This window comes from Paenibacillus sp. FSL R7-0333, from assembly GCF_038000365.1.
GTDB lineage: Bacteria > Bacillota > Bacilli > Paenibacillales > Paenibacillaceae > Paenibacillus_AQ > Paenibacillus_AQ silagei.
In genome coordinates this window covers 868,245-891,432 of record NZ_JBBOBZ010000001.1, presented here as the reverse complement: position 1 = coordinate 891,432, position 23,188 = coordinate 868,245, and the positions used below count along the sequence as shown (strand labels likewise).

The following is a 23,188-nucleotide window of genomic DNA, read 5'->3' as shown; positions in this document are numbered from 1 at the left end:
TCAATAATTTTCACTGCTTCATGTTAGCCTATATACGGATGGAATATCTCTGGTATGCGGATAATACCTGTAACGTAGTGATTCTGAACAGAAAGGGGGGGGCCCGATGCCGGCAGCCATCAAAGGCACCATAACTATCGATGGACATGAAATCAGCATCACCAATCCCGACAAACCGCTCTGGCCCGAGATGGGCATCACCAAGCAGATCTATCTGCAAAAGCTGGCGGCCCTCTCGCCCTACCTGCTGCGCTATTGCAAAGACCGGCTGCTCACGGTGATCCGCTATCCCCATGGCGTTCCCGGGATGTCCTTCTATCAAAAGAACGCCCCGGAGCCGCTGCCGGAATTCGTCCGCACGGCGGTGCAGGACAATATCACCTACATTGTGCTGCAGGGCCTGCCGGAGCTGCTCTGGCTGGGCAATCTGGCTGCGCTCGAATTCCATCCGTCCCTCCATTATGCCGGCAGTACGCTGCCCTGCGAATGGATGATTGATCTGGACCCTTCGCTTGAGGTCGAACCGCGGATTATGGAAGCTGCTGCTGTGGTAGGGGAGGTGCTGAGATCGCTCGGACTGGACTCCGTTCCCAAAACCTCGGGAGCCACGGGAGTGCAGATCATTGTTCCGGTTAAGCCGGGGGTGACCTTCGATGAGCTGCGCAAGATCGGGCATTTCGTAGGCCGTTATGTTACCGAGAAGCGGCCCGATCTCTTCACCCTGGAGCGCCTGAAGAAGCATCGCGGGGACAAAATATACTTCGATTATCTCCAGCATTACGGCGGCAAAACGCTCGCTGCCCCTTACACCCCGCGCGCCCGGCCGCTGGCTACTGTCTCCACTCCCCTCTTGTGGGAGGAGGTTGAACGGGGCGTCAAGCCTACAGATTTCAACCTGCTGAATATAGAGGAGCGTCTCAGCCGGTTAGGAGATCTGATTGCCAAGGTTCCTCCTCAGCCGGTCGAAGCGATTATTGCCAAGCTGCCCTCAGGACAGCAATAAGCCCGCAAATGCCATTCTCAGGCTGCGGGCTTATCTGACGTCCAGAATCAGGACGGAAGGTATTATTATATATGGGCATACGGCGCAACAAGTCAGGACCGCCGTATGGGTTACTCTGTCGTTCGTAAATATACCTTCCTTCGAAGCGTTCCGGCTGAACCGGTTACGCTAATGCTAATGAATTGCTTTTTTCTTGAAGCGGCCGCCCTTAACATCATGGATATTGCCGATCGCGATGAACGCGTCAGAATCCCAATCTTCTACGATAGACTTCAGCTTCGCTTCTTCCAGACGGGTAATGACAACAAAAATCACTTTCTTGTTATCGCCGGAGAATCCGCCCTCACCATCAAGATAAGTCACTCCGCGTCCCAGACGCTCCGTCAGAGCTTCGCCGATATCACGGAATTTATCACTGATAATCCATACCGACTTAGACTGGTCCAGACCTTCAAGTGTAATATCGATCAGTTTGAAAGCAATGTAATACGCAATGAGCGAGAACATCGCATTATTCCAGCCGAACACAAAGCCTGCGCCGGACAGGATGAACAGGTTGAAGAACATAACGACTTCCCCTACAGAGAACGGAAGCCTCTTGGATACAAGAATGGCTACAATCTCAGTACCATCTAGCGATCCGCCGTAACGGACAACGAGCCCGACCCCAACGCCGAGAATTACCCCTCCGAATACTGCTGCGAGCAGCGGCTCAACCGTAATGGGATGAACAGGATGGAGCAACTGGGTACCGATGGACATTACAATTACAGCAAATAGAGTAGATAAGGCAAATGTCTTACCGATCTGCTTATACCCGATAACCAGGAACGGCAGGTTAAGCAGGGTCAATAGAATACCGAGCGGTATATTGAAAATATGGGACAACATAATGGAAATACCGGTGATTCCGCCATCAATCAACTTATTGGGAACAAGAAAAATTTCAAGGGCAACAGACATCATGGCCGCTCCGATGACAATCATCACAATCCGCTGGGCCAGTCTTGCCGTCTTGAACACTCCAGACTTCTCCGGCTTCTTCTGTTCTTCACTCGTAAAGATATGTTGGCTTACAGTCATAGAACTCCCCCTATAAATAGTATATCTAAGAAGCTTACGAAAGCGAACGTACAGTCGTGCCTTCTCCCCTGTTCTTCTTATATTTCCATTATATCATAAAAGAAAGTCAAATAACGCATGTAAATTGATATAACCTTCGATAATCGATGATTCGGCCATCTTTTCTGTCATAATAGCGGAGATAAGAGCTGACACAGACTTTCTATGCGTTTGACATTACGGCTGCGCTCCCGGAACTTTTTCGGATCAATGAATTCACTCTGCTCCAGATCTCTGCTGAAGTCCTCAGCCAGCTCTGTAATTGTCTCCGGACGGAACAGCACCGCCGTCAGCTCGAAGTTGGAATAGAAGCTGCGCATGTCCAGATTGGCACTGCCGACGGTGGCCAGCAGACTGTCGATAATCATTACCTTGGCATGCATGAACCCTCTGGTATAGCGGTAAAATTTCACGCCGGCGTCCTGCAGATTCTCCAGATACGCCAGCGTGGCATAATAGACCAGCTTGTTATCCGGCTTCGCCGGGATAATAATCCTTACGTCCACACCGCTAAGGACTGCATTCTTCAGCGCCCTGCAAATCGCGGGGTCGGGGATGAAGTATGGTGAGGTCATCCAGATACGTTGCCTCGCGGCACAGATGGAAGCAAAATACATCTCCTGGGTGGCATCTATGCCCGCATCGGGACCGCTGGCGACAATCTGCACGGCTTCCCTTCCGCTACAGTCATGATCCGGAAAGAAGCGCGGATGGCTGAGAGCTTCACCGGCCGCCAGCCGCCAGTCCTTGAGAAACACATACTGCAGATGATAGACGGCATCCCCTTCAAGTCGCAGATGCGTATCCCGCCAGTACCCCATTTCCGGATTTTTGCCCAGATAATCATCGCCGATGTTCATGCCTCCGGTGAATCCGGTCAGTCCGTCCACCACCAGGATCTTCCGGTGATTACGGTAGTTGAACCGGCGGTCCGGCAGTGCAGTCAGCGGCGGCAGAAAAAAATAAACCTGCACCCCCGCGTTCTTCAGTGTATTCACAAAGCCCCGGCTTAGTTTATGGCTTCCCAGGCCATCGCACAGCAGGCGCACCCTCACCCCCTGGCGTACCTTGCGGATCATCAGCTCCTGGAACTGCTTGCCGATCCCGTCCTCCCGGAAAATATAAAATTCCATGTGGATATGCTCCTGCGCACCTTCCATCACCTCCAGCATGGACTTATACGCTGCCTGTGCGCTGGACAGCACTTCACACCGGTTGTGGCTTGTAACCGGACTGTCCGCCAGTTCAGAGAACAGGTGCAGCAGCTCAGAGCGGTGTTCAAATCCGGGGTTGCCGGTATCCTCCGCCTGCTTGACCTTATGAATCTTGCCGGCAACATGAATACGGATTTCCCGCAGCAGGGAGACACACCGGTTCACGAGCTTGCGGCTCTGCCAGTAATCGCGCCCCAGGAAATAGTAGAACAGCAGACCCAGCGGCGGGCAACAGAAGGTAATACATATCCAGGCAAGCGCCCGCTGCGGACGGCGGAATTCGGAAGCGGTAATAATGGCAAGCTGCACAATAAAAAGGCATAAGATTACGGCAAATATCCTCATTCCGGGCCTCCTGATCAACTGAATGAACTATTACTATCTCTGCGGGCATAGACGGCGCCTGCTAACTTTCATGAGAAATCGGCGGCGGCGGAAGCCTGCTCTTACTACAGGTTTTGCCTTAACTCTCCTTCTTTATTCAAGTAAACCGTTGTCATGTTCACCTTAGTTATGGAATACATAGAGTAGTAGGACGAATCGGATAAGCCCCCTGCACCCCGACAGATTGTTTCAGTCAATTCATACCCAGCGGCTGCCATGGCCGCAGTAAGGAGACGTTATGAAGAGTCAGCCAAGTCAGGAAAAGATTACGCTGCTCGTTATGCGTGAGGCCGGACGGCCTGTGAAGCAGCTGCAGATGTCAAAGCCCTTCGCTCTGGCGCTGCCTGCCGCGGCCGCGCTGTCCCTCTCCAGTCTGGTCACCTCCATGCATATCCATGCCTCCCGGTCCATCGCAGAGCTGGAGGCCGAAGCGGCCGCCTTATCGCTGACCAATATCCGCATGGAGCTGAAGGTTGCCGATAAGGATCAGGCATTGCAGCAGCTGCGCGGCCAGGTAAGCGAGCTCTCGGAGGAAGCGGAGAGCATTAAAGACAAGCTGAAGAGTGTGACTGAGCTGGAAGAGCAGCTGCAATCACTGATCAACAAAGAAACCACCTCTTCTGCTGCCGGTAGCGGTTCTAGTGCGGCTATCCGCACTGAAAATGCTGGCTCCAAGACCTACAGCGCGGATACGTCAACCTCAGCAGCTTCCTTCAAAGGCAGCCAGCCGGTAGTGGCAGATTTGCCTGATACCGGAGCAGGAACCGCAGCCGCCGGAAGCTATGGCAAGGTCAGCCGGTTAAGCGCCGGCCCGTTCATCCGGGAACAGCCGGAAGCTCTCTCTGCAACCGTATCGCCTGCCGTCAACTTCCGGATCAGGGCTGCTGCTACAGCACTGATCCTGCCTGCCAATCCGCAGGTCGGCGGTGAATATGTCGCCGTCTACGAGAATGATCCGCAGCGGCTGGTTGAGGAGACAAAGGACGACTTCGAGGAGATCCACAGCATAATGGATGAGATGATCAGCAGTATCTCAAGCACGATTACACAGGCCGAGAAGGCACACAAGACAAGAGCGGAGTTTCAGGCAAAACAAGCCCAGGAGAAGCAAGCCCGGCTGGCACGGGCCGTGATGTGGCCTACCGGCTCAAAGGTCATTACCTCCAGCTTCGGTTACCGCTCCGATCCTTTCAAGGGCGTCTCTGCTTATCATTCCGGGATTGATATTGCCGGAAATATCGGAGATGCAGTATACGCGGCACTGGGCGGCGTAGTTACCTCTGCAGAACAAATGGGAGCCCGGGGCAAATACATCATAATCAAGCATGACAATGGACTGGAGACCTGGTACATGCATTTGAACCAAATGACTGTCTCTCCCGGTGAGCGGGTCGGCAAAGGGGAGCAGATCGGCATGCTGGGCAGCACCGGGCGCAGCACGGGCCCCCATCTGCATTTTCAGGTCGTGAAGCAGAACAAGCCGGTGAATCCGCTCAACTATGTTAAGCCTTCATAATATTAAGAATATAAGGAGGAATGCTGGAATGTGGAACAGACGTCAACCGGGTGCTTCACCCAAGTCAACCGACTCGCTGATCGGACATGGCGGCACGCTTGAGGGGAAAGTGCATTGCGATACGAATCTGCGGATTGAAGGGAATTTCAGCGGGGAGATTCTGTGTGAGGGTACAGTGACGGTTGGTGAACAAGGCACCGTCCACTCCAGCATTGAGGCGCAGGAGATCATTATCGCCGGCAAGGTCTATGGAGACGTAACCGCCCAGCGGAAGCTCATTCTCACCGGAACAGGACAGCTGCATGGTAACATTGCCGCCGGTTCCCTGAGCATTACGGAAGGCAGCCTGCTGAACGGGGCTGTGGCCATGACCGAACAGCCCGCCCCTGAGACAGCGGGCGGGCTGCAAACGGTCAATACCAAGAAGACTGCAGGCAAGCGCAGAGAGAGCAAGCAGAGTAAGCTGGAGGGCGCATGAGCCGTAAGCTCTCAGCTTGTACGGTTACACTAGCCAGCCCTATCTTGCTACTTACGCTGCTACATCCCTTTTACGGAACACAATCCATGATACCGCCATGAATACCACATAATACACAGCCAGGACGGCAATCGCGAACCCCAGCGTCGCTCCCCCGGGACCGGTATCCGACACCACATAATTACTAAGATTCATATGGGCAAAAATCAGATAGTTAGCCCACTCATACCGATCGGGGTTGAAGATGGCGATAAAGATATCCTTGGTGAACATGATCGACAGCGACAGCACAATCGCAAGGCCGCTGGAACGGAATACGCTGGAGATCATGAAGGCAATGGCTGCTGTCAGGAACAGCTCAATGTAACTGCACAGAATCAGCATGAAGACATATTCTCCCTGCCCCCAGCCCATCACCGTGTCCCCCGTAATTCCTGCAGCCCCGGAAGAGAAAATGAAGGCGGAGCCATAGCCGAACAGGATCAGCACGCCCGTGCTGACAAGGCTGAAGATGACCAGCGAAATATATTTCGAGAGCAAAATTTTGGACCGGCTCCAAGGGCGGATCAGCAGCAGCTTAATCGTTCCCCAGGTGAATTCGCCCGCCACGGAGTCGGCAGCCACTAAGGCTGTGAAGATGGTATTCAGGAAAAATGCGATGGCTACGGTGGTCCGGAAGCTGTCCCATAACCCGACTACATCGCTGCCATTCGTGGTGAAGTGAACCAGCGCCGGAAACAGCGCGCTCATCAGTGCCAGAAGAACCAGCATAATCCATGTCCGCAGACGTCTGAATATTTTGATATTCTCATTATGTATGAGAGAAGCGAACTCACCCAATGCCTTCACCTCCTGTAATTTCCAAGAATTGATCTTCAAGCGAACGGGACATCGCCTTGATGCTGTAGACCTTAATCCCGGCAGCTACCAGCTTGGCATTCAGCTCAGCAATCTCCTCCCGCACCGCATCTACAGCTAATCCGCCTTCCATGATTACACCTTGGCCGATCTGCGCCAGTGCAGCCTCAGGGTTATCTACCTCGAAGAACGTCTGGCTTACCGGTACCGCTGCATCTCCGACAGTCTTAAGCTGCTTCACATCGATCAGCCGGCCGTTCTGGATAATCGCCACACTATCGCACATCAGCTCCATCTCCGACAGCAGGTGACTGGAGACAAACACGGTTGTCCCCTCGCTCTGACACAGCTTGCGCAGATAATCACGCAGCTCGCGGATACCCTGCGGGTCCAGTCCGTTGGTTGGCTCATCCAGAATCAGCAGCTTCGGCCGGTGCAGCAGAGCCTGGGCCACCCCCAGCCTCTGGCGCATCCCTAAGGAATAGGTCTTGACCCGGTCATTGATCCGCTGACTGAGGCCGACCAGCTCCACTACTTCATTGATGCGTTCTTTGGTCACGCCGGGCACCATACGGGCATACTGGCGAAGATTCTGGTATCCGGTTAGGAACTTGTACATTTCAGGATTCTCTACGATGGCACCCACATTGGCTATGGCCTCTTCAAAATGGTCTTTGATGCTTCGTCCGCAGATCAGGATATCCCCGCGGCTAATGGAGATCAGTCCTACCATCATACGGATGGTAGTGGTTTTACCGGCTCCGTTCGGCCCGAGGAATCCGAAGATTTGCCCGGGTGGAATGTCGAGTGTCAAGTCGCTGATCAGCGTTTTGGAGCCTATTCTTTTGGTAACCCCCATCAGGCTGGCTACAGGCTTCACCACTTCTGCCGTATTCGGCATAACTTCACTTCCTTTCGTCGGTTTGGTGTGAAACGGGTACAGATTAAATTAAAGTGTCCATCGCAACTGCGGGAAAGGTTTGGACTTCCCCTCCGTTACTTACACTTTATTGTTATATCCAAAACCCGTTTCAACCATTTATATATTTTACCACACCTTCCCTTTTCCCTGAAATTAGGGAAGATATGCAGGGAAAGCCAGTGGAAACGGCTTGGCACAAAATCACCCTAACGGGTGAACGGGATAGAACAATGTATGCTGTTTTTCGCATACATTCGGGCCATGCGCCTGCGTGCGAGCACAATAATCGGCCAGCGTGGGGCGCGAGGGCGGTATGTAATCGGAAAACCGATTACATTGGGCCAGCGCGGGGCGGATGGGAGGAATGTAATCGAAAAACCGATTACAATGGACCAGCGCGGGGCGTATGAGCGAAATGTAATCGAAAAATCGATTACATTGGGCCAGCGCGGGGCGGATGGGAAGAATGTAATCGAAAAATCGATTACAATGGACCAGCACGGGGCGCGAGGGCGGAATGTAATCGAAAAACCGATTACATTGGGCCAGCACGGGGCGTATGAGCGAAATGTAATCGAAAAACCGATTACAATGAACCAGCACGGGCCCCGTGTACCGAATGTGTACTGTATTTCGCATACATTTGCTCCGTTCACCCTCGCGCCAGCACAATGTATGCTGTTTTTCACATACATTCGGGACATGCGCCTGCGTACGAGTACTATGTATGCTGTTTTTGACATACATTTCCCCCGTTCACCCTCGCGCCAGCACAATGTATGCGGTTTTTCGCATACATTGGCCCGTGCACCCTCGCGCCAGCATCCTGCGGATGGATTAAGCTGCATTTATTATCCACAACGATAAGCATACTTTATCACCTTCAGACGATACCATAATTTCCTAAAGAGAGAAGATCAAGAGAGGCCGTTCTTTCCATAATGGAAAGATACGGCCTCCAGATTAGCGACACGCTCCGGCAATGCCGGAGCAAATTGCTTATTCAGTTGAATATTGAATCTTAACCGCCAACACGCGCAAGCTCACGCATATTCGCTTCAAAAGCAGCCATCAGTGCAGCTTCACCGGTCAAACCGCTGCTCTCCACCTTGCGGATCTGCTCCAGCATCCGTTTGTAATCCTTCGGAATGACACGGGCAAATCTCGGCAGGGCCTCATCCCATGAATCCAGAATTGCCCGGCCCGCATTACTGTCTGTATGCTGGGTATGGCGGCTGATCATAGCATGCAGTTCAGCGATTTCGTCCGCTTCCTCTACACGCTCCAGCAGCACCATCTCCAGGTTACAGCGTTTGATGAAGGTGTTGTCAGGATCGTATACATAAGCGATACCGCCCGACATCCCTGCTGCAAAGTTACGGCCTGTTGTACCCAGTACAACCACACGGCCGCCGGTCATGTATTCGCAGCCGTGGTCGCCCACGCCTTCAACGACTACATTCGCCCCGGAGTTGCGGACGGCGAACCGTTCACCGGCAATACCGCTCACATAAGCTTCGCCGCCGGTTGCTCCGTACAGCGCCGTATTTCCGATGATGATATTCTCTTCTGCCGCGAAGGTAGCCTTGCGCGAAGGCCGGATAATCAGCTTGCCTCCGGACAGCCCTTTGCCGACATAGTCATTCGAGTCGCCTTCAACGGTAATGGTGATGCCCTTCGGCACGAAGGCGCCCAGACTCTGTCCCGCCGATCCCGTGAAGTGCAGGCGGATCGTATCGTCCGGCAATCCGGCTGCGCCGTATTTGCGCGTCAGCTCACTGCCGAGAATCGTACCCACGGCACGGTTCACGTTCGTGATCGGCAGGGAAGCTTCCACTGCCGTGCCGGATTCCAGCGCCGGTGCAGCAATATCCAGCAGATGGGTCATATCCAGGGTCTCTTCCAGACCGTGGTTCTGGAACTTGCTGCGGAAGCGTGTGCTTCCTTCCGGCATAGCCGGAATGTGCAGCAGGCTGCTCAGATCAACGCCCTTCTTCTTCCAGTGTGTGGATGCCTTAACCGCATCCAGGCAATCGGTACGGCCGACCATCTCTTCAATTGTCCGGAAGCCCAGCTCTGCCATAATCTCGCGCAGATCCTGTGCCACGAAGGTCATGAAGTTCACCACATGCTGCGGATCACCCATGAAGTTCTTGCGAAGCTCAGGGTTCTGGGTAGCTACGCCCACCGGACAAGTGTCCATCTGGCATACACGCATCATGATGCAGCCTACGGCTACTAGAGGTGCAGTAGCAAAGCCGTATTCTTCAGCACCCAGCAGAACGGCTACCGCGAGGTCGCGCCCGCTGAGCATCTTGCCGTCTGTCTCCAGCACGACACGGTCGCGCAGATTGTTCAGCATCAGCGTCTGGTGGGTCTCCGCCAGGCCGAGCTCCCAAGGCAGTCCGGCATGACGGATGGAGTTCATCGGCGAAGCGCCGGTCCCCCCATCATAACCGCTGATCAGGATAATATCAGCGCGGCCCTTCGCCACACCTGCGGCAATGGTGCCGACGCCGACTTCAGAGACGAGCTTCACGTTGATGGCAGCGCGCGGATTGGCATTCTTGAGATCATAGATCAACTCTGCCAGATCCTCAATCGAATAGATATCGTGATGCGGCGGCGGCGAGATCAGTCCCACGCCTGCCGTTGAACCGCGGACCTCCGCCACCCAAGGGTACACCTTGCGGCCCGGAAGCTGTCCGCCTTCACCCGGCTTGGCGCCCTGCGCCATCTTGATCTGAATCTCGTCGGCGTTCACCAGATAGTTCGAGGTAACGCCGAACCGTCCCGAAGCCACCTGCTTGATCGCACTGCGGCGGGAATCGCCGTTAGCGTCCGTAAGGAAGCGCGCCGGATCTTCTCCGCCTTCCCCGGTGTTGCTCTTGCCGCCGATACGGTTCATGGCAATAGCCAGCGTCTCATGTGCTTCCTTGCTGATCGAGCCGAAGGACATGGCACCGGTCTTGAAGCGTTTCATGATCGATTCAACCGATTCTACCTCATCCAGCGATACCGGAGCACCTACGCTCTTGAACTGCAGCATCGAGCGCAGCGTCTGGTGCTTCTCGCTTTCGCCCTGAACGAGCGCTGCATACTTCTTATACATCTCATAATCACCGCTGCGCACGGAGTGCTGAAGCAGATGAATGGTCTGCGGGTTGAACAGATGCTCTTCCCCGTCACTGCGCCACTGGTATTCACCGCCGGAATCCAGCACCATATCGTTGCCGTCTTTGTCGGTGAAGGCGCGGTTATGGCTGGCAAGTGCTTCTTGAGCCACTTCCTCCAGGCCAATTCCGCCGATACGCGAAGGTGTCCAAGTGAAGTAACGGTCTACGAACTCCGAATTCAGCCCGACCGCTTCAAAAATCTGTGCCCCCCGATAGGACTGAATCGTGGAGATTCCCATTTTGGACAGAATTTTGACCACGCTCTTCGTAGCTGCCTTGATATAGTTCTTCACAGCCTTCTCATGCGAGATTCCGCGGAGCAGGCCTTGGCTGATCATGTCATCGAGACTCTCGAAGGCCAGGTAAGGATTGACCGCACTTACACCATAACCCAGCAGAAGCGCATAATGATGAACTTCACGCGGTTCGCCGGATTCCAGCAGGATGCTGACCTTGGTACGGGTTCCCGAGCGGATCAGATGGTGATGCAGGCTGGAGACTGCCAGGAGCGCCGGAATTGCCGCATTCTCGCGGTCTACACCCCGGTCGGACAGAATAAGAATATTATGGCCCTTGCCCATGACGCGGTCTGCCGCCTCATTCATCCGGTCAAGCGCGATTCGCAGCCCCTCTGCCCCCAGCTCTGCCGGGAAGAGAATCGGAATGGACATCGACTTGAAGCCCGCACGGCGGACATGACGGATTTTGGCGAAATCCTCGTTCGAGAGAATTGGAGAATCCAGCGAGATCTGCCGGCAGCTCTCCGGTTCTGCCTTCAGCAGGTTGCGTTCAGGTCCGATCGTAGTCGCTGTGGACGTTACCAGTTCTTCACGGATGGCGTCAATCGGCGGGTTGGTGACCTGGGCAAACATCTGCTTGAAGTAATTGTACAGGCGCTGCGGACGGTCAGACAGTACGGCCAGCGGCGAATCGTAACCCATGGAGCCGACAGCTTCGGCGCCTGTGGAGGCCATAGGCTCCAGCACCTTGCGCAGATCCTCGAAGGTATAGCCGAAGGACTGCTGCAGCTGCTGCACATTATCATGCTTCGGATTCGGCAGCTCCGGTGCATCCGGGAGCTGATCGAGACCAATCAGATGCTCATCCAGCCACTCTTGATAAGGCTGCTCGGAGGCGATCTCGGCTTTGACCTCTTCGTCCGAGATAATCCGGCCCTGCTTCGTATCCACGAGCAGCATGCGGCCAGGTCTCAGCCGGTCTTTGTATAGAACATCTTCTGCCGGAATGTCGAGGACACCCGCTTCAGAGGAGAGAATAATCAGATCATCTTTGGTGACATAGTAACGCGCAGGACGCAGGCCGTTACGGTCGAGGATGGCCCCGATCTGTACACCGTCGGTAAAGCCCATTGCGGCAGGCCCGTCCCACGGTTCCATCAGGGTGCTGTGGTATTCATAGAAGGCTTTCTTCTTCTCGTCCATGCTGTCATGATTGCTCCAAGGCTCAGGAACCATCATCATCGCCACATGGGGCAGGGAGCGTCCGCTCAGGTAGAGGAATTCAAAGGTATTATCGAACATGGCCGTATCGGAGCCGTCCGGATTCACCACCGGCTTAACTTTGCTGATGTCTTCTCCGAACTTCTCGCTCTTGAACAGCGACTGGCGGGCATGCATCCAGTTCACATTGCCGCGAAGGGTGTTAATTTCACCGTTGTGGATCATGAAGCGGTAAGGGTGGGCACGTTCCCAGCTCGGGAAGGTGTTGGTGCTGAAGCGGGAGTGGACCAGCGCAATCGCTGATTCCAGCGTCTCTTCCTGGAGGTCCAGATAGAATTGTCCTACCTGTACGGTAGTGAGCATGCCTTTGTATACAATCTTCTTGCAGGAAAGACTCGGCACATAGAAGGATTCGCCCTCTTCTGCCCCGCCGTAGCGGATCGCCAGCTCTGCCCGTTTGCGGATCACATACAGCTTGCGTTCGAAGGACAGGTCATCCTTGATTCCCTCCGAGCGGCCGATAAATACCTGGCGTACATAAGGCTTAGCCGCCTTGGCCGTCTTGCCGAGCATTTCGTCAAAGGTCGGGACATCGCGGTAACCGAGTACCTGCTGACCCTCTTCCGCGATAATCTCGCTCAAGAGCGCCTCGTGGCGGGCGCGGATCTCCTCGTTATGAGACAGAAAGATCATGCCCACGCCATAATGGCCCGGCTCCGGAAGCTCAAAGCCCAGCTTCGCAGCTTCGCCGGCAAAGAAACGGTGGGGAATCTGCAGCATAATGCCGGCTCCGTCTCCAGAGTTCGGCTCGCTTCCCTGGCCTCCCCGATGCTCCATATTGAAGAGCATAGTCAGTGCATTACTGACAATATCATGGGACGGCTTGCCTTTTATATGCGCGACAAATCCCATGCCGCAAGCGTCTTTTTCGAACTGGGGATCATAAAGGCCCTGTTTGCCGGGCAGTTCAGTGTGTCTCATCACATGCAACCTCTCTATTATAAAGTAGACGGAATTCCAGGAAAATTTTTCAGCGGAAAATCTTAATAATTATTCAGGCAGAATTGGTGTTATTATTTTATCATCGAGCTGACATGAGCGCAATTTAAACTTTTTTATGAGCTTGATTAACATTTGCTTTTGCATTGCAGCTTTAGCGAATAAAAGCGTAAAAAAACTGTCGAATGTATAATTATGCATAAATGACGAATAAGCGCTTATGCACTGAAAGCGTTTCAATCATTTTCCCGGCCTGAAAACGGCACTTCCTTTAGCTATTTATATTTATGAATAAACCAAAAGCGCCCCGTAAAGGGGCGCTTTTGGTTCGTATGTTTTACAAAGAATGTTGTTGCTTTATACAGTCAAAACTTGTTCACTTTTCAGTACTGCTTCATTGCCGCGGTCACGGGTCATGAAGTAGGTGAAGGTAAGGGCCAGGAAGATTATTCCATAAGCGCCAAGCGTTCCTGCATCGGCCCACATGGAGCCGAAGTCTCCCGTAGAGATTACTGCCTTGAAGCCTTTGACACTGTAAGTCATCGGCAGCAGCGGACTTACGATCTTCATCCAGTTAGGAATCAGCTCCAGCGGGAAGGTTCCTGCGCTTGTAGTCAACTGGAAGATCAGAATCAGAATGACTACGAAGCGGCCAGGCTGATCCAACCAAGTAACAATCGCTTGAATCATCCACATGAAGGCCAGGCTGGTAATGAACGAGAAGGCGTAGAACAAGGGTACATTCTGTACTTCAAGTCCCAGACCATACAAGACAATCAGGACAGCCAGCAGAGCCTGAAGCACACTCATCATGGAGAATGTAAGTGTACGGCTCATGAACCGGTTGAACCGGCTGGCTCCAATGACTTCGGAATCACGCATAGGGATAACAATCGTACAGATCAGAGCACCTACGAACAATCCGAGGGACAGGAAGTAAGGAGCGAATCCTGTGCCGTAGTTAGGCACCTTGTTAACCTTCACTTCTTCGATCTGTACCGGCTGGGCGAACATAGATACCAGTCCATCGGTCTTGTTCACCGATTTGGTCTGTGAAGCCGCATCGCCCAGCTTGCTTGCCAGCTCACCGGAGCCTGTCTTCAGCTCATCCAGGCCATCCTTCAGCTGCCCCGCTCCGTCACTCAGCTTCTTCGAGCCATCGGCTACCGAGCTGAGACCAGTGCCCAGCTTGCCTGCTCCAGCCAGCAGCTTCGTGGTGCCGGCTTCCAGCGCCTTGCCGCCGTCTGCCAGCTTCACGCCGCCCGCTGCTGCGATGTCCAGCTTCGCGCCGAACTGCTTCATGCCTGCGGCCAGCTTCGCGCCGCCGTTCTCCAGTGCGCCTGCTCCGGCTGCCAGCTGATTCTGGCCATCCAGCAGTTGTGTGCTGCCTGCGTAGAGCTTCTGCGCTCCCTCATGCAGCTGACCCACACCTGCATCCAGCTGCTGTGAACCGCTGTGCAGCTGATTCGCTCCCTGCAGCAGCTGCTCCTGGCCGCTGTTCAGGGCCGCAGCTCCGTCAAGGAGCTGCTGCTGGCCCTGGTCCAGCTGCGCCGCGCCCGCAGCTACTGCTGCGCTTGCTGCCACCAGCTTCTGCACCTCAGGGCTTGCTGCCAGCTGAGGATTCGACTTCGCCAGCGCCTGCAGACCGTCAGACACAGCCTTAGCTCCGGCTGCTGTCTTGGCACTTCCGTCCTTCGAAGCCGTAAGTCCGGCTTCAAGCTTCGCACTGCCCTCGGCGGAGGATGATAATCCGGCCGCTAGCTTCGCGCTGCCATCCACAACTGCCTTCGTGCCTGTCTGCAGCTTCTCGGTGCCGACGACAGCCGACTGTGTTCCAGCCTGTAACGAAGCTGTTCCGGCTGCCGTCTTCTGCAGCCCGGCATTCAGCTGCTTGCTGCCCGCTGCCGACTGCGTCACCCCATCCTGCAGCTGCTTATGCGCTGCGGATAACTGCTGCAGTCCTCCGGCCAGCGTGCTGCTGCCGGTTTTGAGTGCGGCCGCTCCGTTATTCAGATCACTCACACCCTGCGTAAGCGGCGCTACACCATCCAGCAGCTTGCCGGTGCCTTCGGTGAGGACAACCAGATTGTCCTTCAGCTTCAGCGCGCCGTCATCCAGCTTGGTGGCGCCGTCTGCGATCTTGGTCGCACCGTCTCCGGCTTCGCCCAGACCGTCTGCGATTTTGGTGATTTTATCAAACACAGAACTGGTATAAGCTTCCGTAATCTTGGCGGATACCTTGCTCTTGATATCCTTCACTGCCGTGCCGCCAATCTGTCCTGCAAGGAAGTTGTAGCCTTCATTCGGCTCGTAGATGATCTTGGCCGGCTGCGGATCCGCATCCAGCAGTGTAGTTGCCTTGGCCGAGAAGTCTTCCGGAACCACAATCGCCATATAATAGGTATTGTCCGCAAGCCCGGCTTCCGCCTGCTCCCGGCTGACGAAATTCCACTTGAACCCGTCCGTCTTCTTCAGCTCCGTGACCAGATCTTCTCCGGCGGTCAGCTTGGTGCCTTCATAATCAGCACCCTTATCCTGATTGACAACCGCTACCGGAAGCTCGTTCATTTTACCGTAAGGGTCCCAGAATGCTTTCAGGAACAATCCGCTGTACAGAACAGGAATAAATAGAATGGCGAACATGGAAATACGCATCTTGGGATTCTTGAATACCGCGCCAAGATCCTTCATAAACACGGATAAAGATTTCATTCTGGTTCTCTCCTTATGATCATATGCTCTCTCTTGAAAATACGATGTCTTGCTGTGAAATGATAGTTTCGTGAATATTACAGTAACACCGGATGACTGTTTTCCCCATTTGGTCATTCAAAGGCAAAAAAAATGGGTCTATCCTGTTCAGTACGATCCAACTCAGCACCATCCGCCTCAGCCCATCAATTCCAATCAGGGAAAGCGCAGCAATGCGAGACGCCATCCCTATACCGGACTTAACTTCTACTGTGACAACCCCTCTGCCAAAAACAGATGAAAGTAATACTTGATCTGTTCTTTGGTCAACGGCACATGTACCTTGCTCAGCTCAGCAGTAAGCGCGATATATAACCTGAACATTACCACCGACACAATCTGGGGATCGCAGGGTTTGATTTCCCCTTGACGAATGGCCTGCTCCACCTCCCGTTCCAGATATTCAAGCACCACACTCTCGATCTTGTCGAGTCCTTCACCAGCCTGCGGCGTTCCGAAGTCCAGACTCTCCTGGGAGAGCTTGATGAATAGCTCGTGTTCGCTCCGAAATTCCAGCAGGGCATCCAACACACGGTGCAGATTATCAAAAAACGGCTTATCGCGCCTAATCTCCCGCTCGGCGATCATTTTCATCTCGAGGATAACATCCCGCAGGATTTCATCAAATAACTGTTCCTTGTTCGTAAAAAAGGTGTAAATCGTCCCTTTGCCGACATTGGCAATCTTAGCGACCTGGTCCATCGTTGTTGCCTTATATCCGAATAATGAAAAAGACTTCGTCGCCGCCTGCAGCACCTGCTGCCTTCGATCTACCACAGCCATTCATACACTCCCTTTCCTGAAGGATCGTCTACCACTTCCGTTTTGACCATTTTACTGATCCGGTCATTCGGTCAAGACCAACTTTACCACTTTGCCTATGCCTTTGCAATACTTTTGCTAAATTTTTTTATTTTATTGCAGTGTTTTAACTTTCTATTTACGTCTTATTTGTATAATGTGAGAAAAGAAGCAAAATCCCTAGTATAATATTAGGAGAAGCATGTACGCGGTAACCGCAGACGGACTACTAATGAAGCTATCTAACAAACCTATCTATAATGGAAAGTTGCAGGTGAACTTATGCGAAAGAAAAGAGTACTGCTGTTTTCGGAAGGCTTCGGCACGGGCCATACAGGGGCAGCCTATGCTCTGGCTGAAGGAATACGACTGCTGAATCCCGATGTTCAGTGCCGGGTCTTCGAGCTCGGAAAATTCCTGAATCCTACGGTCGCTCCTTGGATTCTTTCCGCTTACCGCAAAACTGTCAGCAGCCAGCCGAAGCTGGTCGGCATGATGTATAAGACCCAATATCATAAATCACTGAACCGGTTGACCAAGCTGGCCCTTCACCGGATTTTTTATACCCATGCCTCTCAGGTCATTGAACAGCTGCGGCCGGATCTGATTATCTGCACGCATCCGATTCCCGCTGCGGTCATCTCCAGGCTGAAGCACCAGGGACTTGATGTACCGTTCTATACGCTGATTACAGATTATGATGCCCACGGCAGCTGGGTGAATGCGGAAGCCAACCGATATCTGGTATCGACCTCAAGGGTCAAATCCATTCTTACGGGGCGCGGCGTCCCCTCCGAGCTGGTGACAGTGACCGGGATTCCCGTGCATCCGAAATTCTGGGAGTCCCAGGGCAAGACTAAGCTGCGCAAAGAGCTGGGGCTTGCCGACATCCCGACTGCGCTTATTATGGGCGGCGGCTGGGGCCTGATGTTCGGCAAGGATATTATGAACTCGCTCACCGCCCGGATCAATGAGATCCAGCTGATCTTCTGTATGGGCAGCAACGACAAGGCTATAGCCAAAATGCAGGCCAACCCCCTGCTGAACCATCCCAATGTAAGGATTCTCGGTTACAGCAGCGAGATCAATAAGCTGATGGATGCCTCGGATCTGCTGATCACGAAGCCCGGCGGAATGACCTGCACTGAAGGTCAGGCCAAAGGCATTCCGATGCTGTTCTATAACGCCATCCCCGGCCAGGAAGAGAAGAACAGCCAGTATTTCGTCGAGCTGGGTCTGGCCGAGATGCTTAATCCGGGCGTCGTGGACAAATGGTTCTCCATGCTGCTAAGCGAATATGCCGGATTCGGGGGACCGCAGAAGCGCAAGGCCTCTCCGGACCTCCAGCAGCCGCAGCACTGCGCCGCCACCATTCTTAAGATGCTGGGCAAGCCAGCTGCGGAAGCGGTCTTCTCCGAGGCGTGGAGCGCCCCTCCGCCCAAAGTACGGAGCGAAGAAGCCGTCTATGTCACACCTTAAGCGGGTTCCCCTACCCGAACCGCAAAGAGCCTCCAATCCAACGTTAAGCTTGGATTTGGAGGCTCTTTTTGTACGGAGCTGACAAGACAGAGAAGCCGGCGATATCCTCAAGTTGGCTGCAGTTGCCGTTAAGACCATATGGCCGTAATAATATAGACGTATGGCGTCTGAAGTGTAGCGGGTCTTTTATTTATAAAAGGTATGATTGCCGATGGTCTTGGCGAATGTCCGTGAATGATGCACGGTCAGATCCTGTGCCAGCGTCAGCGACAGGAAGAAATAGGTATCATCCGTAACCTCTTTGACCCCCATAAGCGCTGCATTCACAGCCTTAATGCTATCCGCATTTGGCTTCACGCGTTTAAGACGCCCGTTGGCCACAGGACTGAACTGCCTTTTCTGATAAATAACTTCTCTAATAGTGTCGGGATAATTGGCTGACCGCAGCCGGTTTAGAACAACGTTGGCAACTGCCACCTTGCCCTTGTACGGTTCGCCTTCTGCCTCTGCCATGACGATTTTTTGCAGCAGATGCAGGTCTTCTCCGGATACGGCGTAGCTCCAGGTAGCTTCAGCTTGCTGCTCCTTGGGTAGTAGCTTGGTCCGGGAGAAGAACAATGTTGCGGGGGGATGTTGCTGAGTTACAGCCTTGCTTGATTTCACACTCTTCGTCCCCGTTGCCGCGATCTTGGGCGCTTGCGCCACTGGCGGCGATGCTTTCACCACAGTTACCTTAGGCTTAGTCAGAATGGAAGCCGGCTTAGCCGCAACCTTGTGCTGCAGCTTCTCGGGACTCAACCATCCTGCACTCACCGTGCGGGTCCAGGTATGGACCGGTTTGGCAGCTGTGGTGTAGAGCATGGGTGTACTAATTTCGGCTGAATGGCTTGTCCTGTGCAGGACGGATGCGGCTTGCGGAATAAGCTGCTCTACCGATTGATGGCTTGCAGACTTCAGCTTACCCATTTCTATTACATTCTCCCCGGTAGCAGCAGTTCCTTCGGGGTTCATCAAACTTATCGCTGAGAAAGACACTAGGATTACACCAACCAGCAGCGCAATATAGCGGCTCTGTTTGAAAATCAACATGTTTTACCTCCTATTTTACGGCACATTCCTATTGTATGTAACCGAAAATGGAAGCTTTGAAAACTTTCTTGTCGATTTTATATTCAGAAAAATGTAAATTTTTCAGTCATTTCATACATAGGAATGGCATGCATCCTGGTAGCATACACCACAAAAGCCTCTACCGTCCAGCCTATGTCTGGAAGTAATTCGCCCGGGGGCTGATTCTTTATCCGTAAATTTTCCAGCTGCTCCAGCGTAAACGGATCTTCTCCTCGGTATTTGCGGGCTACTGTCAAATGGGGATTGTACGTTCGCATCTCTGGGGTATAGCCTAGGGGAAGGGTCGCTGAAACCACCTTTTGCTGCAGCTCCTTCAGCGGCTCCAATTCGCCGGAAATCCCGGCCCAGAGCACTCTTGGCGAGTCTGGAAGACCGAAGGTGCCCCATTCGCCGAGCTTCAGCTGAAAGCCTTTACTTGAACGCGCAACCTTCCGGAGTGCCTCATAGAGAGGTGGAATATTTTCCCTGGGGGTATCTCCAAGAAATTGAAGCGTAATATGGAAATCTTTGAAATGTGTCCATCTGGCAAATTTAAGTCCGGACGACACACGGGCAGACTCATTCTTCAGATATTCAAGCAGCGTATCAGGCAACGGCACCGCAACGAACAGACGCTCCACTTCTTGCTCCGGGTCCAAATGGCTCATGCGAATTTCACCTTTCCAGACAGATTTGTTATGCTTATCTATACTTATCGTCTATTTCTCTACTGAAATGTAGAACAGGAGGGAACCATCATGACTAAATCCATCGTTTGTATGCAGCAGCTGTCCTCTGCTCAACAGGAGCTGATCCGCGCCGCTGCACCAGAGTACACCCTTACCCTTGGAGATTCCAGGAACCCTGATCTGGAGCTGCTCTCCGGCGCAGAGATTATTATCGGCTGGGGCAAAGGCATCCGGGACACTGTGCTGCGCCAGGGCTCGCCGCTCCGCTGGGTACAAGCCTGGTCCGCCGGAGTAGAGAAGCTTCCGCTGGATGCCCTGAAGGAACGCGAAATTCAGCTGACGAACGCCAGCGGCGTGCATGCGCAGCCGATTACTGCTGTCATCCTAAGCTTCATGCTAATGTTCACGCGGAATATGCACACGGCTATCCGTAACCAGCAGAACCGCCGCTGGCACTCGGACGGGCAGGAGAGCGAGCTGACTGGCAAGACAATCGTCATCGCCGGAACTGGCGCGATCGGCAGCGAGACCGCCAGAATCGCCAAAGCCTTCCATATGAAGACGGTCGGAGTCAGCCGCTCCGGGCGACCGGTGGACGGCTTCGACCAGATCTTCACCACCGGGGAGCTGAAGGACTCCGTCCGCGAAGCAGACTTCGTAGTCAACACGCTGCCGCTCACCGACGAAACGCGCGGGCTGTTCGATGCTGAGGTCTTCTCCGCCTGCAAGCAGGGGGCATATTATATTAATATCGGCCGCGGCGTCACCACGCAAACGGACGATCTGATCGCTGCCCTGAACAGCGGCCAGCTGGCCGGTGCGGGCCTCGATGTCTTCGAGACCGAGCCGCTGCCGGAGGACCACCCGCTCTGGGGCATGGAGCAGGTCATCATCACCCCTCACTGTGCCGGGGTAACCGACCGCTATGCCGACCGGGTGGTCAACATCTTCGTGGAGAACATGAAGGCCTACCTGGAATCCGGCAAGCCTTCGCGCAACCTGGTGGATTATAACCGCCAGTATTAGGGGGCCATCAGCATCACCCACATGTCGCATACATGCTCAACTCGTTCAGCTCTTTCAACTAATTTCAGCAATTCAGTTCATTCAGTGATTCACGAATTCACGCATAATAAAGAGCCTCTGCTGAACTAAGCAGAGGCTCTTTATTTACTTCCATCCCTAAATAGATTGAACTTGAAATTACCACAACTAGATGAGAGTAACGGAGGGGATATTTGGAACTGCAGGAGCGATAGCGTCCGCCTTTGTTCCCGGATTTCAACCGCTACTGCGGTTCAATCCAAGAAATCCGGGAACAACAGCGGCCGTAAGACCAAATATCACCGCAGTTACGGCCGGCATCGCCGTTGATAAGCTTTTAGTCCAATCTAACCCCCTCACACCTTAAAGCGGGTCACCGACTCCCGGAGCTCCGCAAGCAGCAGCTTCAGCTCCGCGATGCCGTTAGCCACAGCGGTGGTTGAGCTGAGCTGCTCATGCGCTGAAGCGGAGGTCTCTTCGACACCTGCCGCCGATTGCTGGGAGAGTGCCGAGATATGCTGGCTGAACTCGTTCATGGTCTCGCTGGCACCGGTCATTTGCTGCAGGTCCTGGCCCATCTCGTCGATTGTCACCGCCATCATGCGGACCGAGCCGTTGATCTCAGCCAGCGCATCACCGGTCTCGACAATCTGCCGGCTGCCTTGCTCCGTCTTGGCTACCCCGCCGCGCAGCTGCTCTACCATGGTTCTGGAGTCAAGCTGGATGCCCTGTGTAATCTCTGTAATCTCCGAGACCGTCTGCTGCACATCCTCTGACAGCTTCCGTACTTCCTGTGCGACAACGGCGAAGCCGCGTCCGCTGTCACCGGCCCGTGCGGCTTCAATAGCGGCATTGATCGCCAGCAGATGAGTCTGCTCCGAGATGCTCCGGATGGAGGCTACCAGATGGAAGATCCCTTCATTCTTGCGGTTCAGCTCTTCTACGGTATCCATGGATTGCGAGACCGCATCAGCAATCTCGTTCATCTGCGCCACGGAGCTTTCCATGAGCGCCCGGCCCTTTTCACCCTTTTGCCGTACCTGCTCGGAATGATTGGAGAGATCCGTGCCTCTGCCGGCAAAATTCTCAATTAACGTATTCAGCTCCTCCACCGCCTTGGAGGCATCTACCGCTGCTTCGGCCTGGCTTCCGGACGCTGTGGCCAGCTCTTCCATCGTCAGCGCGATCTGGCTGCTGCCTTCCTTGGTATCGGCAATGGTATGCATTAACACATCGCCCTGCTCCCCAATGATCCTTGATACATCTCTGATCCGGCTGACCATTTCCAGCAGCGTGCGGTTCGTTTCATTCACCGTCTTGGCCAGCAGGCCAATCTCGTCCTTGTTGCGGATCAGCGTCTCTTCCGCCGTCAGATCCCCGCTTGAGATCTGCTGCAGCTGCTTCGTTACCTTCTTCAGCGGGTTGACGATCGTTCTGCGGACGAACATGTTCACCACACCGATAACGATCAGGACAATCAGCACAGTCGCAATATTCATTCTCCCGGCGGTATTGAAAATACTCGCAGAAGTTTTGCCCTCATCCTCAGCATCCTTCTGGCTGTGCGCCACCAGCGCATCCAGATCTACCTGCATGGAATTAAAAGCGTCAATCCCCTTCTCTGATACCTCGAGGGCCAATTTCTCGTCATTGGAGCTGCTGAGCAGAATCGCCTGATTGTTGACGGTCAGGAACTCGCCCCATTTTCCGACGAGCGACTGTAATTGCTTCAGCTCCTGATCTCCTTTCAGATTGGCTTTATATTCCTTAAAAGTATCCGCTACTTTGCCGATGAATTTGGACCGCTCCTCCGCAAGCGCGTTTTTGTCCGCGTTATCAGTGCTCAGGATATGCTGCAGGCTGAGTGCCATAACATGCTCTGTAAGATAGTTGACATTGTGAATTTTGTTCAGCTCGGGAATGATGTGATTAATGACTTTCCCGGTGTTCTTCTGCATATTGTTCATTTGATAGAGCGAAACCACGCCGCTGATGATAACGAATACAGCCAGAGCCGCATAACCGTAGGCTATCTTGGAGCCGATGCTTTTTCTGCCCCGGAACAGACTTGCCTGCTGCTCCTTGTCTGCTCCCTTCCTCCCTTTTCCTAACAGATCCTTCAGTCGCTGACCTATCCCCACACCTGTGTGCCCCCTTGAAATTATTCTGGATGATTCCACCA

The 23,188-nt window shown here is 53.6% G+C and carries 15 protein-coding genes; 5 read left to right on the top strand and 10 right to left on the bottom strand.

Annotated elements, in window-relative coordinates; all coding sequences use genetic code 11:
* Positions 1-106 precede the first annotated feature (106 nt).
* On the top strand, positions 107-1,003 hold the full coding sequence (gene ligD, locus MKY86_RS03695; protein ID WP_076081088.1) for a non-homologous end-joining DNA ligase: 897 nt from the start codon (positions 107-109) through the stop codon (positions 1,001-1,003).
* A 174-nt stretch (positions 1,004-1,177) separates the two neighbouring features.
* On the opposite strand, the gene MKY86_RS03690 is transcribed toward ligD, so the two are convergent.
* Complete coding sequence (locus MKY86_RS03690) at positions 1,178-2,086, bottom strand: YitT family protein (RefSeq protein ID WP_076081086.1); 909 nt, start codon at positions 2,084-2,086, stop codon at positions 1,178-1,180.
* 167 nt (positions 2,087-2,253) lie between these two features.
* Positions 2,254-3,684: a cardiolipin synthase gene (gene cls / locus MKY86_RS03685; protein WP_076081084.1), complete on the bottom strand. Its 1,431-nt coding sequence runs from the start codon at positions 3,682-3,684 to the stop codon at positions 2,254-2,256.
* 277 nt (positions 3,685-3,961) lie between these two features.
* Here cls and MKY86_RS03680 point away from each other — a divergent pair, with 277 nt between their 5' ends.
* Positions 3,962-5,239, top strand: a complete 1,278-nt coding sequence (locus MKY86_RS03680) for a M23 family metallopeptidase (protein ID WP_076081082.1) — start codon at positions 3,962-3,964, stop codon at positions 5,237-5,239.
* 28 nt (positions 5,240-5,267) lie between these two features.
* On the top strand, positions 5,268-5,717 hold the full coding sequence (locus MKY86_RS03675; protein ID WP_083685409.1) for a polymer-forming cytoskeletal protein: 450 nt from the start codon (positions 5,268-5,270) through the stop codon (positions 5,715-5,717).
* A 51-nt stretch (positions 5,718-5,768) separates the two neighbouring features.
* Here MKY86_RS03675 and MKY86_RS03670 read toward each other — a convergent pair whose 3' ends face one another.
* The 5 genes from MKY86_RS03670 to MKY86_RS03650 form a co-directional block, all read right to left on the bottom strand.
* Complete coding sequence (locus MKY86_RS03670; protein ID WP_076081080.1) at positions 5,769-6,557, bottom strand: ABC transporter permease; 789 nt, start codon at positions 6,555-6,557, stop codon at positions 5,769-5,771.
* Complete coding sequence (locus MKY86_RS03665) at positions 6,550-7,476, bottom strand: ABC transporter ATP-binding protein (RefSeq protein ID WP_076081078.1); 927 nt, start codon at positions 7,474-7,476, stop codon at positions 6,550-6,552. The genes MKY86_RS03670 and MKY86_RS03665 overlap by 8 nt, the downstream gene beginning before the upstream one ends.
* Positions 7,477-8,518: 1,042 nt before the next feature.
* Entirely contained in the window at positions 8,519-13,114 is a 4,596-nt protein-coding gene (gene gltB / locus MKY86_RS03660) for a glutamate synthase large subunit (protein ID WP_076081074.1), read from the bottom strand.
* 375 nt (positions 13,115-13,489) lie between these two features.
* A complete protein-coding gene (locus MKY86_RS03655) occupies positions 13,490-15,844 on the bottom strand; it encodes a YhgE/Pip domain-containing protein (protein WP_076081072.1) in 2,355 nt (784 codons plus the stop codon).
* A gap of 246 nt (positions 15,845-16,090) precedes the next feature.
* Positions 16,091-16,666 (bottom strand): TetR/AcrR family transcriptional regulator, encoded by a 576-nt coding sequence (locus MKY86_RS03650; protein WP_076081070.1) that lies wholly within the window; start codon positions 16,664-16,666, stop codon positions 16,091-16,093.
* Positions 16,667-16,966: 300 nt separating this feature from the next.
* Between MKY86_RS03650 and MKY86_RS03645 the strand changes: the two genes are divergently transcribed.
* Positions 16,967-18,163: a UDP-N-acetylglucosamine--LPS N-acetylglucosamine transferase gene (locus MKY86_RS03645; protein ID WP_036723158.1), complete on the top strand. Its 1,197-nt coding sequence runs from the start codon at positions 16,967-16,969 to the stop codon at positions 18,161-18,163.
* A 186-nt stretch (positions 18,164-18,349) separates the two neighbouring features.
* Here the strand turns inward: MKY86_RS03645 and MKY86_RS03640 are convergent, their stop codons facing one another.
* Both MKY86_RS03640 and thpR read right to left on the bottom strand, forming a co-directional pair.
* Positions 18,350-19,252 (bottom strand): cell wall hydrolase, encoded by a 903-nt coding sequence (locus tag MKY86_RS03640; RefSeq protein WP_076081067.1) that lies wholly within the window; start codon positions 19,250-19,252, stop codon positions 18,350-18,352.
* An 83-nt stretch (positions 19,253-19,335) separates the two neighbouring features.
* Positions 19,336-19,941 carry an RNA 2',3'-cyclic phosphodiesterase gene (gene thpR, locus MKY86_RS03635; RefSeq protein ID WP_076081064.1) on the bottom strand — a complete coding sequence of 202 codons (606 nt, stop codon included), beginning with the start codon at positions 19,939-19,941 and terminating at the stop codon, positions 19,336-19,338.
* 90 nt (positions 19,942-20,031) lie between these two features.
* Between thpR and MKY86_RS03630 the strand changes: the two genes are divergently transcribed.
* Positions 20,032-20,988, top strand: a complete 957-nt coding sequence (locus MKY86_RS03630) for a D-2-hydroxyacid dehydrogenase (RefSeq protein WP_076081062.1) — start codon at positions 20,032-20,034, stop codon at positions 20,986-20,988.
* 374 nt (positions 20,989-21,362) lie between these two features.
* Here the strand turns inward: MKY86_RS03630 and MKY86_RS03625 are convergent, their stop codons facing one another.
* Positions 21,363-23,147 carry a methyl-accepting chemotaxis protein gene (locus MKY86_RS03625; protein WP_076081059.1) on the bottom strand — a complete coding sequence of 595 codons (1,785 nt, stop codon included), beginning with the start codon at positions 23,145-23,147 and terminating at the stop codon, positions 21,363-21,365.
* Positions 23,148-23,188: the final 41 nt, after the last annotated feature.

Excerpts from the sequence above, each read along its gene's own strand:
- ligD (WP_076081088.1), top strand. The coding sequence starts at position 107 with ATGCCGGCAGCCATCAAAGGCACCATAACTATCGATGGACATGAAATC.
- MKY86_RS03690 (WP_076081086.1), bottom strand. The coding sequence starts at position 2,086 with ATGACTGTAAGCCAACATATCTTTACGAGTGAAGAACAGAAGAAGCCG.
- cls (WP_076081084.1), bottom strand. The coding sequence starts at position 3,684 with ATGAGGATATTTGCCGTAATCTTATGCCTTTTTATTGTGCAGCTTGCC.
- MKY86_RS03680 (WP_076081082.1), top strand. The coding sequence starts at position 3,962 with ATGAAGAGTCAGCCAAGTCAGGAAAAGATTACGCTGCTCGTTATGCGT.
- MKY86_RS03675 (WP_083685409.1), top strand. The coding sequence starts at position 5,268 with ATGTGGAACAGACGTCAACCGGGTGCTTCACCCAAGTCAACCGACTCG.
- MKY86_RS03665 (WP_076081078.1), bottom strand. The coding sequence starts at position 7,476 with ATGCCGAATACGGCAGAAGTGGTGAAGCCTGTAGCCAGCCTGATGGGG.
- gltB (WP_076081074.1), bottom strand. The coding sequence starts at position 13,114 with ATGAGACACACTGAACTGCCCGGCAAACAGGGCCTTTATGATCCCCAG.
- MKY86_RS03655 (WP_076081072.1), bottom strand. The coding sequence starts at position 15,844 with ATGAAATCTTTATCCGTGTTTATGAAGGATCTTGGCGCGGTATTCAAG.
- MKY86_RS03650 (WP_076081070.1), bottom strand. The coding sequence starts at position 16,666 with ATGGCTGTGGTAGATCGAAGGCAGCAGGTGCTGCAGGCGGCGACGAAG.
- MKY86_RS03645 (WP_036723158.1), top strand. The coding sequence starts at position 16,967 with ATGCGAAAGAAAAGAGTACTGCTGTTTTCGGAAGGCTTCGGCACGGGC.
- MKY86_RS03640 (WP_076081067.1), bottom strand. The coding sequence starts at position 19,252 with ATGTTGATTTTCAAACAGAGCCGCTATATTGCGCTGCTGGTTGGTGTA.
- thpR (WP_076081064.1), bottom strand. The coding sequence starts at position 19,941 with ATGAGCCATTTGGACCCGGAGCAAGAAGTGGAGCGTCTGTTCGTTGCG.
- MKY86_RS03630 (WP_076081062.1), top strand. The coding sequence starts at position 20,032 with ATGACTAAATCCATCGTTTGTATGCAGCAGCTGTCCTCTGCTCAACAG.